The organism is Pseudomonas sp. GW821-FHT10C09, assembly GCF_059415465.1.
The window spans coordinates 96,764-113,376 of record NZ_JBWKNG010000023.1; the positions used below are offsets into that span (position 1 = coordinate 96,764).

Genomic DNA, 16,613 nt, shown 5'->3' on the forward strand with positions numbered 1-16,613 from the left:
CACTGTAGACCCCCTGTGGGAGCGAGCCTGCTCGCGAAAGCTGTATGTCAGAAACAGAGATGACAACTGACACACCGTCTTCGCGAGCAGGCTCGCTCCCACATTTGGATCTGTGTGGGCTTACTGGATTTCTTCCGGCTTCACGATCACCCAGTTCTTGTCCGCAGTAACCTCCAGCCCTTCCTTGGCCTGGGCCGCCGCGTTCTTGGCCATCATGCCGTTAATCTGAGTCATGTATTTGTCCTTGCGGTTAACCCACAAGTGAATGCCGCCCTTTGCCACGTCGACGCTGTGGAACAGCATGTAACCATCGCTGCTCGGGGTGTCGCCGCCGACCAGCACCGGTTTTTTCCACTCATCGATGTAGGTCAGGATTGCGGCTTGCTTGCCGGCCATCCAGGTCGCCGGGGTCCACAGGTACGGGGTCAGCTCGAGGCCGAGGTTGGCCTTCTCGTCATACTTGCCTGCGGTGATCTGCTTGCGCGCGGTGGTCAGCTCGCCGGACTTCGGATCCTTGAGCAGCAGGCTCACGCCAATGACATTCTGCGGTTTGACGTTGTAGCCGTACTTCGGATCGGAAGCGACCATGCGCACCAGCTCTTCGGAGGCGGCGGTCATCACGTAGACCTCGATGCCGTTCTCCATCAGCTTGTTGTACAGCTCGGCCTGGCCGGTGAAGACTTTCGGCGGGTTGACGTCGAGTTTTTTGACCACGTCGCCTTCGTAATAAGTGGCCGGCACCGGTTTGCCGGACGCCATCAGCTCGTCGACATAGCCTTTGAGTTCTTTGAGGGTGAAGCCGGAGAACACTTGCGCGACCCATGGGTAGCACACCATGTCGTCAATTTCGCAGAGGCGGTAGTAGTAGCTGAACAGGCTTTCCTTGTGGTCAGCAGTGTCCTTGAACGGAATCAGTTTCAGGGAAGGGTCGAGTTTGTCGCGGGTGATCAGGCCCTTGTTCTCCATGAATGGCAGCAACGACTCTTCCAGATCGTAGCGGTAACTGGTGTTGTCCATGTCGAACACCGCGTAGTTACCTTTGTTGGCGTTGGCGGCAATCATTGCGTCCAGCGCCTTGGCCTGATCGGCCGGCCAGTGTTTCAAGTCGGTGGCGAATGCCTGGCCCGCAAGGCCCAGGCAAATGGCTGCAGCCAGTATTTTTGGTATGAATTTCATCGACCTGCTTCTCCTTATTAAAAGTCCCTGAATTTGGAAGACATCCACGCTAACAAATAAGTGTGACAGTCCTCGTCTGTCAGCGACCGCTACCGTACCCATCGCGCCAGCTGCATTCCTGACAGCGACACCGGCTTATTCCAAAAACGACAGTTCACCTCCGATTTTGGTATTAATTCATTAGATATCAAGCTGTTAGGCTTGCCGGTTCGCGGCTGCCCCGGAAGGTAGCTGGCACATGTCTGATCGGAGTTTTTATGAATCTGCCGCTGATCCTCAATCTGCTGGTGTTCCTTGCCCTGCTGTTCGGCCTGGCACAAACCCGCCACACCACTTGGAGCCTGGCGAAAAAAGTCCTGCTTGCGCTGGTGCTGGGCGTGGTGTTTGGTGTGGCGCTGCACACCGTTTATGGCGCCGGCAATCCGGTGTTGAAAGCCTCGATCGGCTGGTTCGATCTGGTGGGTAACGGTTATGTGCAGTTACTGCAAATGATCGTGATCCCGCTGGTGTTCGCCTCGATCCTCAGCGCCGTGGCCCGCCTGCACAACGCGTCGTCATTGGGCAAGATCAGCTTCCTGACCATTGGCACGCTGCTGTTCACCACCGCCATCGCGGCGTTGATCGGCATCGGTTTGACCAATCTGTTTGGCCTGACCGCCGAAGGCCTGGTGGCCGGCACGCAAGAAATGGCGCGCCTGCAAACCATCCAGACCGACTACGCCGGCAAGGTGGCGGACCTGAACGTGCCGCAGCTGTTGCTCTCGTTCATCCCGCAAAACCCGTTTGCCGATCTGGCGCGCGCCAAGCCGACCTCAATCATCAGCGTGGTGATTTTTGCGGCGTTCCTCGGCGTCGCCGCCCTGCAATTGCTGAAGGATGACGTCGAGAAAGGTCAGAAAGTGATCAATGCCATCGACACCCTGCAAGCCTGGGTGATGCGTCTGGTGCGCCTGGTGATGAAGCTGACCCCGTACGGCGTGCTGGCGCTGATGACCAAAGTGGTTGCCGGTTCCAACCTGCAAGACATCATCAAGCTCGGCAGTTTTGTCGTGGTGTCCTACATCGGCCTGGGTCTGATGTTTGTGGTGCATGGCCTGCTGGTGTCGGCCGCCGGGATCAACCCGTTGCGGTTCTTCCGCAAAGTCTGGCCGGTGCTGACGTTTGCGTTCACCAGCCGCTCGAGCGCGGCAACGATTCCATTGAGTATCGAAGCGCAGACTCGCCGCTTGGGTATTCCCCAGTCCATCGCCAGCTTCGCCGCGTCGTTTGGCGCGACCATTGGCCAGAACGGCTGTGCCGGTCTGTACCCGGCGATGTTGGCGGTGATGGTCGCACCGACCGTGGGCATCAACCCGCTGGACCCGCTGTGGATCGCGACGTTGGTGGCGATTGTGACGCTGAGCTCGGCCGGTGTGGCGGGTGTGGGCGGTGGTGCGACGTTTGCCGCGCTGATCGTGTTGCCGGCGATGGGTTTGCCAGTGTCACTGGTGGCGTTGCTGATTTCGGTCGAGCCGCTGATTGATATGGGGCGCACAGCGCTGAACGTCAGTGGGTCGATGACGGCGGGGGCGATTACCAGCCAGATCATGCAGCAGACGGATAAAGAGTTGCTGGATGCGGATGAGCATTCTGAGCTGGCTCACGCTTAGGTAGCGCCAGTTAGACCGCTTTCGCGAGCAGGCTCGCTCCCACAGGGTTCGGCGGCGTTCACACATGTGAGTCTCACCTCAAAACCACTGTGGGAGCGAGCCTGCTCGCGAAGCTCTTAGGCTTTTTCCCAGACTTCGAAGTTGTAGGCCGGTTTGTCACCCTCGGCCGGATTCGGGGTGTTGGACACCAGTTTCCACTGGCCCAGATCAAACTCCGGAAACCACGCATCCCCTTCCGGGCTCAGCGCCACGCGGGTCAGATACAACCGATCCGCCTGGGCCATCCCCTGCGCATACAACTGCGCGCCGCCAATCAGCATCAGCTCATCGACGCCCTGCTCCTTCGCCCATGCTTCGGCGCGAACCACCGCGGCTTCGAGCGACGGGTAAACCTCGGCACCTTCCAGCACCAGATCCGCCTGACGGCTGACCACGATGTTCAACCGGCCCGGCAGCGGCCGACCGAGGGAATCCCAGGTCTTGCGACCCATGATGATCGGCTTGCCCAAGGTGGTGGCCTTGAAGTATTTGAAGTCCCCCGGCAGGTGCCAGGGCATGCTGTTGTCGACGCCGATCACGCGGTTTTCACCGAGGGCTGCGATCAGGCTGAGGGGGAGTGATTTAGTCATGCCCGCGAGGATACCAGAGCCATCCGTACCCCGATAAGCGCCACAGCGGTTATGCTCACAGCTCAATGGAGCGATGGGATCGCGCGTGACTGAACTGACTGGACTGCAAAATCTCTGGCTGACCGAAACCGTGCGCCTGCGTGAAGAACATGCCGGCCCGCTGGAAGACATGGAAGCCAACCGACTGGCCCGCAGCGCTGGCGGTGACTTGCCGACACGGATTCAACGGCGGGCCGTGTGGCTGGCCGAACGCGATGGTTTGGCCAACGCCCTGCAACACTGGCTGCAAGGTGCGCGACTGGCGCTGATCGTGATGGCGGTGCTGGCCGTGATCAGCGGTGCAGGCCTGGCCTTCGCCGCGATGGGCGACGGGCAAACCCCGGTGAATGTGTTCTGGGCCTTGGGCAGTCTGCTCGGGCTGAACCTGATTCTGTTGATCAGCTGGGCGCTGGGCCTGGTCTTCGCCGGCGAACACGGCGCCACCCTCGGGCGCTTATGGTTGTGGCTCAGCGAAAAACTCGCGCGCGATGCCAAAGCCGCGCAACTGGCCCCGGCCCTGTTGCTGCTGTTGCAACGACACAAACTCAATCGCTGGGCGGTCGGCACCCTGGTCAACGGCTTGTGGCTGCTGGCGATGCTCAGCGCCCTGGTGATTCTGCTGACGCTGATGGCGACCCGGCGCTACGGTTTCGTCTGGGAAACCACCATTCTGAGCGCCGACACCTTCGTCGCCATGACCCAGGCACTCGGCGCGCTTCCAGCCCTGCTCGGCTTCAGCGTGCCCACCGTGGAAATGATCCGCGCCAGCGGCGATGCCGCGCTGAACATCGAAAGCGCTCGACAGGCCTGGGCCGCTTGGCTGGTCGGCGTCCTGTTGATCTACGGGGTGCTGCCGCGCTTGCTGCTGATGCTGTTTTGCCGGTGGCGCTGGAAAACCGGCCAGGCAAAACTGCATCTGGACCTGAACCTGCCCGGCTATGCCCAATTGCGCGAGCGCTTGATGCCCACCAGCGAACGCCTGGGCATCAGTGATGCGGCACCGGCGCAACTGCATCGCGTCGAAAGCGGCGTCACCGACCAGCAAAGCGACGGCGCCCTGTTGGTCGCCATCGAACTCGATGACCAACGACCGTGGCCACCGCAACTGCCGAAAACCGTGGGCAATGCCGGGATTCTCGACAGCCGTGAATCGCGCCACCGTCTCCTCGAACAATTGAGCCGCTTTCCGCCCGCACGCCTGCTAATCGCTTGCGACCCACGGCGCTCGCCGGACCGTGGCAGCCTGGCGCTGATCGCCGAACTGGCGCGCAATGCCGCCGCCACCCGCGTCTGGCTGCTGCAAGCGCCGCCCGGCGAAGCGCTGGACGCCGAACGCTTGGGCGACTGGCACATCGCATTGCAGCAACTGGAGTTGCCGTTCGCCGATTGCGCACCGATGAACTGGCTGGAGACCGGTCATGAGTAACGCCTGGAAGGCCCCGTTGAAACTCGCTGTGGTCGGCCATACCAACGTCGGCAAAACCTCATTGCTGCGCACCCTGACCCGTGATGTCGGCTTCGGCGAAGTGTCCCATCGTCCCAGCACCACGCGCCATGTCGAAGGCGCGAGGTTGTCGGTGGACGGTGAGCCGTTGCTCGACCTCTTCGACACGCCCGGTCTGGAAGACGCCATCGCCCTGCTCGACTACCTCGAACGCCTGGAACGTCCCGGCGAACGCCTCGACGGCCCGGCCCGCTTGGCGCGATTCCTTGAGGGCAGCGAAGCGCGGCAGCGCTTTGAGCAGGAAGCGAAAGTGTTGCGCCAACTGCTCACCTGCGATGCCGGCCTCTACGTGATCGACGCCCGCGAACCGGTGCTGGCCAAGTACCGCGACGAACTGGAAGTGCTGGCCAGTTGTGGCAAGCCGCTATTGCCGGTGCTGAATTTCGTCAGCAGTGCCAACCACCGCGAGCCGGATTGGCGCGAAGCATTGGCCCGTCTGGGCTTGCACGCATTGGTGCGTTTCGACAGCGTCGCGCCGCCTGAGGATGGCGAACGTCGTCTGTATGAAAGCCTCGCGCTGCTCCTGGAAAATTCCCGTGAACAGCTTGAACGCTTGATCGCCGATCAACAGGCCCAGCGTCTCGCCCGTCAGCAAAGTGCGGTCCGGTTGATTGCCGAATTGCTGATTGATTGCGCGGCCTGCCGACGCAGTGTCGCCAGCGACGCGGAGCAGGAACGGCACGCCATCAGCGAACTGCACAAAGCCGTGCGTCAGCGCGAGCAACGCTGCGTTGAAGCGCTGCTCAAGCTTTACGCGTTTCGCCCACAGGATGCAGCGGCCAGTGACTTGCCGTTGCTCGATGGTCGTTGGGGCGATGATTTGTTTAACCCGGAAACCCTGAAGCAGCTCGGAGTACGGGTCGGCAGCGGGATCGCGGCCGGCGCGGCAGCAGGGGCCGGGGTCGACTTGCTGGTGGGCGGCCTGACCCTGGGTGCGGCAGCATTGGCCGGTGCGATTGCCGGTGGCGCACTGCAAACCGCGCGCAGTTATGGCAGCCGGTTAATCGGCAAGATCAAAGGCCAGCGAGAACTGACCATCGATGACAGTGTGCTGCGGTTGTTGGCGTTGCGTCAGCGCCAGTTGTTGCAGGCGCTGAACGCACGCGGGCATGCGGCAATGGACAGCATTCAGGTCGCTACGCCACAGGACAAAACGTGGCGCGAAGGCAAGTTGCCCGAGGCACTGAACAAGGCTCGGGCGCATCCACAGTGGTCGTCGCTGAATCCGCAGGCGAAGTTGAATCAGGCGGAAAGGCAGGAGCAGGTTGAGGTGTTGGCGCAGCAGCTTTAAGCCTTGATGCTTGTGGTGTTTGGACCGGCCCCTTCGCGAGCAGGCTCGCTCCCACATTGGAATGCGTTCCCCTGTGGGAGCGAGCCTGCTCGCGAAGGCCACGACTCGGTTTAAGCGTCGATCACCACCACCCAACCTTCAAAAACTCGCGCACCAACGTTCTGACCCGGTTTCGATCCGTGCGATCCGCCCGGCCATCATTGTCCACGTCAGTACTCAACACCACCTCGTACGCCCCGTCGTTATCCAGGTCGTGAACCGCCGCCTTATAGGCAATCTGCGCCCCGTCATGAAAGTGCAACCGCACCGTTTCCGGGGTGCCATCGGCGCTGGGGTTTTGCGAGAAGATTCGCAGGTGCCGCGTCTCATCGTCCCCGGCGTTGCACCAGGCACATTTCAAATAGGTGGTGCCCAGACGCTTCAGCTTATGCAGGTCCGCTTGCGTGGCTTCGCGCTGCAGCTGTTCATCTTCATAAAAGCGAAAGTACAGCGTATCGGGCTGGCCGTTAGCGCTTTGATCCTGTGCGATGACTTTTAGATAACGCATCCATGCGCTCCGGTCGAAAAGCTCAGCCTGGACCTGTTCGGTCCTACGGACCATGCGCCCGTTCTCTATCGCACGTGGGACAAGTCAACTCATTGCGCGGGATAACAGACCGGCAGCCTTGCCCTTCAAAATGTCGAGGTCGATCACCGGAACCCGCATCTCTTTCGCCAATTCGTCCCACTGGCGCATGCGCAAACTGACCTCGCACAGAGGGTCCTGCTCGAAGGCTTCAGCCTCGGCCGGTGTCATTACCCCACCCTGATATTCCAGGGTGCGACGGCTGGCTTCGCTCAAGCGCTCGTAGTACCCAGGCTCTTTGAGCGTCAGATAACGCTTGGCCTGTACGTGGTATTCCACAAGTCGCGCCATGCGTTCGCCGAAACCGGCGCGGCGCAGGTAATCGGCACCCAGTCGTTCGTGGCTGACCACGCCGAAGCCGCCCATGTTCTCGGCGCTTTCGACGCAGATGTGTCCGATGTCGTGAAAAAACGCAGCCAACACCACTTCATCATCGAAGCCTTCGGCCATCGCCAGTTGCGCGGCCTGGGACATGTGCTCGATCTGTGACACCGGTTCTCCGATGTAATCGCTGTCGCCAAAGCGTTCGTACAGACCGAACACTTCGGCAATCACCTGTTCGTGGTTACTCATCAATGTTCTCCCAACAAAGTCGCCACATTACGTTCAGCCATCGCTGGCCCGACGCTCATACCGACGCCGGTATGCATCAGCGCCACGCTCAATCCCGGTGCCGGACGCAGGAACGAAAACGGCCCCGGCCCCCGTGAACCATAGACACCCTGCCAGCGTTCGACCACTTGCACCTTGCAGCCCAGCGTCTGCTCGGCCAGTTCGATCATCCAGTCGTCCACTTGCTCGGCGTTGAACGGCGACGGATCGCTGCCGTAATGGTGGGAGTCGCCGATGATCAATTCGCCGTAAGGCGTCGGGCTGATCAGCAGATGGATGCCGTTGTCATGCAGGTGCGGCTCGTCGCGCAGAATTTGCGCCTGCACCGCCGCGGCTTCCGGCAGATCGGCAAAGGCGCCGTAGTGCACGCAACTCAAACCGGTGAGCAACGCGTGTTGCAGGTTGAGGTTGATCTGCGGGCGGGCGCGAAGCATTTGCAGGCGACATATTTGCGGGTTAAGTGCGGCAATCGGCTCGGCCAGCAACGTCTGATAATCGTGGCCGGAACAGACGATGATCTGCTCGGCACTGAAGGTGCCGGCGGTGCTGTGCAAGCGGCCCGGCTCGATGTCGCGGACCAGGGTGGAAAAGTGAAAGGTCACCCCGAGTTCGCGGCGCAAGTAGTCGATCAGCGCCGGAATGGCTTCGCGAGAATACAGCTGCTGATCGTCCATCCCGTGCAACGCGGCGCGGTGATGGGTGAACTGGCCACGGTACAGATCACGCAACGCAGCGCCGCGCAGCAGTTCGACGCGGTAACCGTGTTCCACGGCGCGACCGGCGCAGAATGCTTCCAGCAGCTGTTCTTCGGCTTCGGTGCGGGCGAACAGGTAAGAACCGTTGCGCTTGAGTTGAAGGCCGGCGAGTTGTGCCCATTGGCCCCAGATCTCGCGGCTGGCCTTGGCCAGTTCGAGCATCGGGCCCGGTGGCTGGCCGGTGACGAGGGCCTGGCCGAAGTTGCGCACCGAGGCGCCCAAGGGCGTTTCGCTGCGTTCGAAAACGGTGACTTTCAGACCGCGTCGGGCGGCGGCATAGGCGTGGGACAGGCCGAGGATGCCGGCGCCGACGATCAGCAGGTCGTTGTGGTGTGTCATTGAGTTTTTGCTCTGAATTCGAGACCGCTTTCGCGAGCAGGCTCGCTCCCACATTTGATCGGGGATAATCCCAAACCTCCATCCACTGGAGATCTACTGTGGGAGCGAGCCTGCTCGCGAAGAGGCCCTGTCAGCCGATGAAGATCTTACTTGGCAACCACTTTCTCGGACTTGCCGTCATAGCGCTTGCGCCATTCGGTCAAGATTTCATCGCGATTTTTGGAAGCCCAGGCAAAGTCGTTCTTGATCAAACGCTGCTCATAGTCGGCCGGCAATTCGGTCTGCGGCTTGGCGATACCCGGTTGAGCCAGCACAGCGAAGTTCTCTTTGTAGAGCTCCATTGCCGCCGGGCTTGCCGAGAAGTCCGCCAGTTTCTTCGCCGCCTCTTCGTGCGGTGTGCCCTTGATCACGGCGGTCGCTTCGATCTCCCAGCCCAGGCCTTCTTTCGGCAGGATGATGTCCAGCGGCGCGCCCTGGCGCTTCAGCTGAACGGCTGGGTACTCAAAGGAAATACCGATCGGGAATTCGCCGGCAGCCGCCAGTTTGCAAGGCTTGGAGCCGGAGTGAACGTACTGGCCGATGTTCTGGTGCAGGTCGTCCATGTACTGCCAGCCCTGCTTCTCGCCGAAGGTTTGCAGCCAGGCGCTGACGTCAAGGAAACCGGTGCCGGACGACGCCGGGTTGGGCATCACGATTTTGCCTTTGTACTCAGGCTTGGTCAGGTCTTGCCAGCTCACAGGCTTGGTCAGGCCCTGCTTCTCGGCTTCGACGGTGTTGAAGCAAATGGTCGCGGCCCAGACGTCCATGCCGACCCAGGCTGGCGGGTTGGCGGCGTCGCGATAGTTACCGCCGATTTTGCCCAAATCTTTGGGCGCGTAGCTTTGCAGCATGCCTTGTTGATCGAGGATCGCCAGGCTCGAAGCGGCCAGGCCCCAGACAGCGTCAGCCTGTGGGCGGGCTTTTTCGGCCAGCAACTTGGCGGTGATGATGCCGGTGGAATCACGTACCCACTTGATCTCGACGTCCGGATTGGTCTTTTCGAAAGCGGCCTTGTAAGCGGTCAGCTGTTCGGCTTCGAGGGCGGTGTACACCGTCAACTCGGTTTTCGCCGCGAAGGCGTTCAGGCTGAAAGCAGAGAGAACAGCAGCGGCCAGGGCCAGGGGCTTGAACATGTCGTTTTACCTTTTGTTTACCGGCAGTTGAGTTGAGGGTGTGAATCAGTGGCCAGGAGCGGTCTGCCGCCAGGCTTGGGAGCGGCGCAACAAACCGCGCGAGGCCCAGGCCAGCAGCAGGGACACGCCCGCCGAAGTGAACAGAATCAGGGTCGACATCGCCGCTGCGCCGCCGACGTTGCCGGCGTCATCCATATTCAGCACCGCCACTGCCGCGAGGATGGTGTCGGGGCTGTAGAGGAAGATCGCCGCCGAAACGGTGGTCATGGCCGAGACGAACAGGTAGCGCACGATGTCCAGCAGCGCCGGCAGGCAGATCGGCACGGTGACGCGCAGGTAGTGCCGATACAGCGGTGCCTTGAGCGACAGCGCGGCGGCTTCGAACTCGGCGTCGAGCTGACGCAGCGCGGTGGTCGCGGTCATTTGCGCGGTGGTCAAATAGTGAGCAATGGTGCAGACCACCAGCAGGGTCATGGTCCCGTAGAGCACATGCAACGGGTTGCCGGTGAGGTTGAAGAAGAAGACGTAACCCAGGCCCAGCACCAGCCCCGGCACGGCCATCGGTACGAAACTGAGCATGCGCAGGGTCAGGTTCAGTCCGCGCTGGCCCTTGGTTTTTTCCATCAGGTAAGCGCCGGTGAAGATCAGCACGCTGCCGATCAACGCCGTGCACAACGCCATCTTCACGCTGTTGCCATAGGCCAGCCAGCCGCCGCCCGCCGTGTCGTTGAACTGGTAGTGGTTGAGCGAGAGCGACAGGTTGTACGGCCAGAACTTGACCAGCGAAGAGAAGATCGCCATGCCGAACACCAGCAGCAACGCCGCGCTGATCAGCAACACGATGCCCAGGTAGCAGCCGTCGCGCAGTGTCGATGGCGCAGGTTTGAAGACTTGCGCACGCCCGCTCATGGAGTCGCCGTGACGTCGACGCAACCACGCATCGACGCCGAAGCTGAACAGTGCCGGCAACAGCAGGACCATGCCGATCAACGCGCCGCGGCCGAACTGTTGCTGGCCGACTACGGCTTTGTAAGCTTCCAGCGCCAGAACCTGGTAGTCGCCACCGACCACCACGGGCACGCCGAAGTCGGTGATGGTCAACGTGAAGACCAGGCAGAACGCGGCGAACACGGCCTGACGCGTCGCCGGCCAGGTAATGCTGCGGAAGGCTTTCGCCGGGCTCGCGCCCATGCTCGAGGCGGCATCGAACAGTCGCGCATCCGCCAGGGACAGCGCCGACAGCAGAATCATCAAGGCGTGTGGAAAGGTGTAGATCACCTCGCCAAGCACAATGCCCCAGAAGCCGTAGATATTGTCCGAGAGCAGGCCGCGCAACATTCCCTGATTGCCGAACAGATACACCAGCGCTATCCCCGGCAGCATCGACGGCGCCATCAATGGCAGCAGCGAAATTGCGCGCCAGATGCCTTTACCGGGAATCAATGTGCGTTGCAGGGCGTAGGCAAACAGATAGGCCAGCGGTACGACAATCGCCGCGACGCTTAGGGAAACCTTGAGGCTGTTACCCAACAGCCAGTGAAAATTCTCGCTGGTGACCAACTCCCGTGCAGCCACCAGGCCACCGCCCTGCCCGGCTTCGGAGCTGAAGCCGCGCCAGAAGATCGCCAGCAACGGCATCAATACAGCGACGCCGAGCAATGCCAGCAACAGGATTTTGCCGCCGACCACGAACACCCGGTCGCCGATTTCGGCACGGGAGGTCTGCCGAACCTGCTTGTGCGGTATCGGCAGCGCGATGTTCGCGCTCATCAGGCAAACACCTGCAGGCTGCGCGGCGGCAAGGCGACCATGATCTGCTGGGCGCCAAGGCGCGGCATGGCTTCCGGCGCCAGTTCGGCGAGCAACGGATGGCCCGGCAATTGGTCGAGTTCGAAACTCATGCGGCAGCGGTTGCCGAGGAACGTAATCTCGCGAACCTTGGCCGGGAACAGGTTTTCTTCATGCACCAGCGGGTTGACGTTGATCGCTTCCGGGCGGCAGAACAAACGGCCCGACGCGGTTTTAGCGCTGCCATCGGCAAGGCGCATGTTCAGCCCGCCGACCTGGGCGTGGCTGTCGCTGCTGCGGCGGAACGGCAGCCAATTACCCTGGCCGACGAATTCCGCCACAAACGGCGTGGCCGGACGGTCGTATATTTCCTGCGGCGTGGCGTACTGCTCGACCTTGCCGTTGTTCATCACGGCGATGCGGTCGGCCATCAGCATGGCCTCGTCCTGATTGTGCGTGACCATCAGGGTGGTGATGCCGAGGTTGCGCTGCAATTGGCGCAGTTCGGTGCACAGATGCTCGCGAACCCGGGCGTCGAGCGCCGACATCGGTTCGTCCAGCAACAGTAATGAAGGCGCCGGCGCCAGAGCCCGAGCCAGGGCAACGCGCTGCTGTTGGCCGCCGGACAATTGGCCGGGGTATTTTTTCTCACTGCCGATCAGGCCGACCAGTTCCAGCATCTGGCCGACACGCTTGCGCACTTCATCGCGACCACTGCCGGCGAGGCCGTAGGCAATGTTCGCTTCGACGGTGAGATTGGGGAACAGCGCGTAGGACTGGAACAGAATGCCGTAGTCCCGCGCCTGGGGTGCCAGGTGGGAAACGTCGCGATCACCGAGGTACAACTCGCCGCTGTCCTGTTTTTCCAGGCCGGCGATGCAGCGCAACAGAGTGGTTTTGCCACACCCCGATGGGCCCAACAGACACACCAGTTCACCGGCCGCCACGTCGAGGGAAACGTTATCCAGCGCGGTGAAGGCGCCAAAGCGTTTCTGCACGCCGCGCACCTTCATCGGGGCGCCGGGGTTGGTCAGGGCAGTTGCGATCGAGTGGTTCATGGACAGGCCTCATCAAGCAGATGAAGGCCATCCTAGGGATGTAATGCGTCCGTCATATGGCAGTGAGGCAAAAATGGCTGATAGTGGTATTCAGGGATTTGGGTTGCCCGGTCTGGCCTCTTCGCGAGCAGGCTCGCTCCCACAGGGGAATGCGGCCAACTGTGGGAGCGAGCCTGCTCGCGAAGAGGCCGGCATAGACACCTGAGATTTCAGGCCGGGGCCATTTCCTGCGCCAACCCGAGAAACGCCGCCGGCAGCCGTGCGCCTTTGCGTTCCTTGAGGCAATACAGGTACTCGGGGATCTGCGGCGCATTTTCGATGGTCAGCACCCGCAGTTGCGGATCGTGCGGCACTTCCTGTCGGGCAATGATGCTGATGCCGATGTTACGCAGCACCGCCTCCCGGATCGATTCACGGCTGCCAATCTCCAGCAACGGCCCGAAACTCACCCCGGTGCCGGCCAGCAACTCTTCAGTCAGACGCCGGGTGGTCGAGCCCGATTCGCGCATCAACAATGTATGCCCGGCCAAAGCGCTCAGCGGCACATGGTCATGAACCGCCAGCGGATGATTGCGATGCACCGCCAACACCAGCGGATCGCTGCCGAGCACGCGCCGAATCAGCCGCGCATCGTCGAGCAATTGCGACGACGCCGCGACATCCACCCGGTAATCCTCCAGCGCTTCGAGTACTTGCTGGGAGTTGCCGATTTCCACCGACACCTCCACTTGCGGCAAACGCTCGCGAAAGGTCTTCACCAGATCAAGGATGTAATACGGCGCCGTAGCCGCGATGCGCAATGTGCCCTGGACCTGGCCGCTGTTGCGCAGGAAAAACTCGATGTCGGCTTCCTGCTGCAGCAATGCCTTGACCATCGGCAGCAGCCGCGCGCCTTCTTCGCTGACGCTGAGGCGGCGGCCGCCCCGGTAGAACAGTTCAACCGAGTACTGGCTTTCCAGGTTGCGGATCTGCGTCGTCACCGTGGGCTGGCTCAGGCCGAGCTTTTTCGCCGCCAGGGTAATGCTGCCCAACCGGGCCACCATGTAAAACGCCTTCAGCTCGGCACTCAGCACACCCGCTCCTCATCGCTTATTTGCGCAACAGGCGCAAACCATTGAACACCACCAACAGGCTCACGCCCATGTCGGCGAACACCGCCATCCACATGGTAGCGATCCCGGCGAAGGTTACCCCAAGAAAGATCGCCTTGATCACCAAAGCGAGGGCGATGTTCTGTTTCAGGATGCTGGAGGTCTGGCGCGACAAGCGGATGAACGCCGGAATCTTGCGCAAATCGTCGTCCATCAGGGCGACATCGGCGGTTTCAATCGCCGTGTCGGTACCGGCCGCCGCCATGGCAAAACCGATCTCGGCCCGCGCCAGTGCCGGCGCGTCGTTGATGCCGTCGCCGACCATGCCGACGTTATGGCCCTGTGCATAAAGGGCTTCGATGGCTTGCAGCTTGTCGGTCGGCAACAGGTCGCCCTTGGCCTCGTCGATGCCGACTTGCGCGGCAATCGCCTGAGCGGTGTGGACGTTGTCGCCGGTGAGCATCAGGGTCTTGATGCCCAGGTCGTGCAGTTGCTGGATCGCTTCGCGGCTGGACTCCTTCACCGTGTCCGCCACGGCGAACAACGCCAACGGGCCTGACTTGTCGAGCAGCAGCACCACCGACTTGCCCTGTTTCTCCAGCGCGAACAGCTTCTCTTCCAGCGCTGGCGAACACAGGTTCAGTTCTTCCACCAGACGATGGTTGCCCAAGTGGTAGGTCTGACCGTTGATATCGCCGCGAACACCGCGACCGGCCAGCGCTTCGAAGTTATCCACAATCAGCGGCGCGAATTGTTTATCCACAGCCGCGTTGGCGATGGCCAGCGACACCGGGTGATCCGAACGACCGGCCAGCGCTGCGGCAATCGCCGGGGCGGATTCGTCAGCCGTCGAGTCGAGCGACAGGTAATCGGTCTGCACCGGTTTGCCGTGGGTGATCGTGCCGGTCTTGTCCAGCGCCAGGTAATCGAGCTTGTAACCGCCCTCCAGATAGACGCCGCCCTTGACCAGAATCCCTTTGCGCGCCGCCGCCGCGAGGCCGCTGACGATGGTCACCGGGGTAGAAATCACCAGTGCACACGGGCACGCGACCACCAGCAACACCAGCGCGCGATAGATCCAGTCGAACCAGACTGCGCCCATGAACAGCGGCGGAATCACCGCGACCGCCAGAGCAAGAATGAACACCGCCGGCGTGTAGATTTTGGAAAACTGGTCGACGAAACGCTGGGTCGGCGCCCGTGCACCCTGAGCCTGTTCGACCGCGTGGATGATGCGCGCCAAAGTCGAGTTGTTGGCCGCTGCGGTCACCGCATATTCCAGAGACCCCGCCTGATTGATGGTGCCGGCAAAGACTTTGTCGCCGACGGTCTTCTCCACCGGCAGGCTTTCGCCCGTGATCGGCGCCTGATCGATGGTCGAACTGCCCGAGAGCACTTCACCGTCGAGGCCGACCCGCTCACCGGGACGTATCCGCACCCGCGCACCCAGCTCGATGGTTTTGACGTCCTGCTCGACCCAACTGCCGTCCGCCAACTGCACCGTGGCCTGCTCCGGGGTCATCTGCATCAAGCCGCTGATGGCGTTGCGCGCACGGTCCAGGGATTTGGCTTCGATCAACTCGGCCACGGTGAACAGGAACATCACCATCGCCGCTTCCGGCCACTGCCCGATCAGGATCGCGCCGGTCACCGCAATGCTCATCAGCGCGTTGATGTTCAGGTTGAGGTTCTTCAGGGCAATCCAGCCCTTTTTATACGTGGTCAGCCCACCGCTGAGGATCGACACCAGCGCGATGATCGCCACCACCCAGTTGGGCGCGGCATTGGTGAAGTGGATCACTTCGGCGGCCAGCGCCCCGATACCGGACAGCGCCAAGGGCCACCACGGCTTTCTCTCGGGAGCCGGCGCGGGCGCTTCGACGCCCTGCTCCAGCGGTTCGGCAACCATGCCCAGCGACTTGATCGCCTCGATGATCGGCGCGGTACCCGGCAGGTCATGGGTCACGCCCAACACCCGGTTGATCAGGTTGAATTCCAGCTGCTGCACACCCGCGAGCTTGCCGAGTTTGTTCTGGATCAGCGTCTGCTCGGTCGGGCAGTCCATCGCGTCGATGCGGAAACTGCTCAGCCGCGCACCGGCCGTTGGCGTTTCGCTCAACTTGATCAGTGAGGGTGCCGCCGCTTTGGCGGAACAGCAGGAATCGCCGTGGCCGCCATGCTCGTGCTTCGTCACAGGCTGCAGCTTGTGGCTGTGATCGTGCCCAGCCTCGTGTGTGTGGGTGTGTCGGGAATCGCTCATCGGGTCGCGTCCATGAAGGTGCCTGTTGCCAAGTAAAGACCCTGTAGCCACTATAGGGTCAAGCACCCATTTGGAGATTGCCGTCATGAAGATCGGAGAACTGGCCAAACTGACCGATTGCGCCGTGGAAACCATCCGTTATTACGAGCGCGAAAACCTGCTGCCCGAACCGGCCCGCAGCGACGGCAACTACCGCGTCTACACCCAGGCCCACGCCGAACGCCTGACCTTCATCCGCAACTGCCGCACCCTCGACATGACGCTCGAAGAGATCCGCAGCCTGCTGGCCTTGCGCGACAGCCCACAGGACCAGTGTGAAAGCGTGAATGCGCTGATCGATGAACACATCCACCACGTCAAGGCGCGGATCGATGGGTTATTGGCGTTGCAGACACAACTGCTCGACCTGCGCCAACGCTGTGGTGAAGGGCCGGAGATTGATCAGTGCGGGATTTTGCAGCGGCTGGAAGTGAGTGGCGGGGTTGTGGCGACGGAGGTGGAGCATTCCCATGTGGGCCGTAGTCACGGCCACTGAGCACACCCCATAACCACTGTGGGAGATTCTATGGTTGAGGGGAAGCCCTCAACTGGTTTTCGATTGGTATTCGCTCTGCCCGTTCAGCAG

At 61.6% G+C, this 16,613-nt stretch carries 14 protein-coding genes; 4 read left to right on the top strand and 10 right to left on the bottom strand.

Going from position 1 to position 16,613, the window contains the following annotated elements:
* Nucleotides 1-120: 120 nt before the first annotated feature.
* Nucleotides 121-1,176, bottom strand: coding sequence for an HAD family hydrolase (locus AC07N8_RS22910; protein ID WP_483843362.1), 1,056 nt, complete (start codon nt 1,174-1,176; stop codon nt 121-123).
* A gap of 257 nt (nt 1,177-1,433) precedes the next feature.
* On the opposite strand from AC07N8_RS22910, the gene AC07N8_RS22915 reads away from it, so the two are divergent.
* Complete coding sequence (locus tag AC07N8_RS22915) at nt 1,434-2,825, top strand: L-cystine transporter (protein ID WP_059182009.1); 1,392 nt, start codon at nt 1,434-1,436, stop codon at nt 2,823-2,825.
* A 116-nt stretch (nt 2,826-2,941) separates the two neighbouring features.
* On the opposite strand, the gene AC07N8_RS22920 is transcribed toward AC07N8_RS22915, so the two are convergent.
* Nucleotides 2,942-3,454, bottom strand: a complete 513-nt coding sequence (locus AC07N8_RS22920; RefSeq protein WP_483843360.1) for a dihydrofolate reductase — start codon at nt 3,452-3,454, stop codon at nt 2,942-2,944.
* 85 nt (nt 3,455-3,539) lie between these two features.
* Between AC07N8_RS22920 and AC07N8_RS22925 the strand changes: the two genes are divergently transcribed.
* On the top strand, nt 3,540-4,919 hold the full coding sequence (locus AC07N8_RS22925) for a DUF2868 domain-containing protein (RefSeq protein ID WP_493145915.1): 1,380 nt from the start codon (nt 3,540-3,542) through the stop codon (nt 4,917-4,919).
* A complete protein-coding gene (locus tag AC07N8_RS22930; RefSeq protein ID WP_493145916.1) occupies nt 4,912-6,288 on the top strand; it encodes a GTPase/DUF3482 domain-containing protein in 1,377 nt (458 codons plus the stop codon). The genes AC07N8_RS22925 and AC07N8_RS22930 overlap by 8 nt, the downstream gene beginning before the upstream one ends.
* 121 nt (nt 6,289-6,409) lie before the next feature.
* Here the strand turns inward: AC07N8_RS22930 and AC07N8_RS22935 are convergent, their stop codons facing one another.
* The 8 genes from AC07N8_RS22935 to AC07N8_RS22970 all read right to left on the bottom strand — a co-directional run bounded on the left by AC07N8_RS22935 (nt 6,410) and on the right by AC07N8_RS22970 (nt 15,988).
* Entirely contained in the window at nt 6,410-6,835 is a 426-nt protein-coding gene (locus AC07N8_RS22935) for a hypothetical protein (protein WP_493145917.1), read from the bottom strand.
* 84 nt (nt 6,836-6,919) lie between these two features.
* Nucleotides 6,920-7,486, bottom strand: a complete 567-nt coding sequence (locus tag AC07N8_RS22940) for a phosphonate degradation HD-domain oxygenase (protein ID WP_493145918.1) — start codon at nt 7,484-7,486, stop codon at nt 6,920-6,922.
* Nucleotides 7,486-8,619 carry a TIGR03364 family FAD-dependent oxidoreductase gene (locus AC07N8_RS22945; protein ID WP_483843355.1) on the bottom strand — a complete coding sequence of 378 codons (1,134 nt, stop codon included), beginning with the start codon at nt 8,617-8,619 and terminating at the stop codon, nt 7,486-7,488. The genes AC07N8_RS22940 and AC07N8_RS22945 overlap by 1 nt, the downstream gene beginning before the upstream one ends.
* A 146-nt stretch (nt 8,620-8,765) precedes the next feature.
* Entirely contained in the window at nt 8,766-9,791 is a 1,026-nt protein-coding gene (locus AC07N8_RS22950; protein WP_483843354.1) for a putative 2-aminoethylphosphonate ABC transporter substrate-binding protein, read from the bottom strand.
* A gap of 45 nt (nt 9,792-9,836) precedes the next feature.
* A complete protein-coding gene (locus AC07N8_RS22955; protein ID WP_493145919.1) occupies nt 9,837-11,561 on the bottom strand; it encodes a putative 2-aminoethylphosphonate ABC transporter permease subunit in 1,725 nt (574 codons plus the stop codon).
* Entirely contained in the window at nt 11,561-12,637 is a 1,077-nt protein-coding gene (locus AC07N8_RS22960; protein ID WP_194940457.1) for a putative 2-aminoethylphosphonate ABC transporter ATP-binding protein, read from the bottom strand. The genes AC07N8_RS22955 and AC07N8_RS22960 overlap by 1 nt, the downstream gene beginning before the upstream one ends.
* Before the next feature lie 209 nt (nt 12,638-12,846).
* Entirely contained in the window at nt 12,847-13,710 is an 864-nt protein-coding gene (locus AC07N8_RS22965) for a LysR family transcriptional regulator (RefSeq protein ID WP_493145920.1), read from the bottom strand.
* Between the two features lie 16 nt (nt 13,711-13,726).
* Nucleotides 13,727-15,988: a heavy metal translocating P-type ATPase gene (locus tag AC07N8_RS22970; RefSeq protein WP_493145921.1), complete on the bottom strand. Its 2,262-nt coding sequence runs from the start codon at nt 15,986-15,988 to the stop codon at nt 13,727-13,729.
* Between the two features lie 85 nt (nt 15,989-16,073).
* Between AC07N8_RS22970 and cadR the strand changes: the two genes are divergently transcribed.
* A complete protein-coding gene (gene cadR, locus AC07N8_RS22975; RefSeq protein WP_027926516.1) occupies nt 16,074-16,523 on the top strand; it encodes a Cd(II)/Pb(II)-responsive transcriptional regulator in 450 nt (149 codons plus the stop codon).
* Nucleotides 16,524-16,613: the final 90 nt, after the last annotated feature.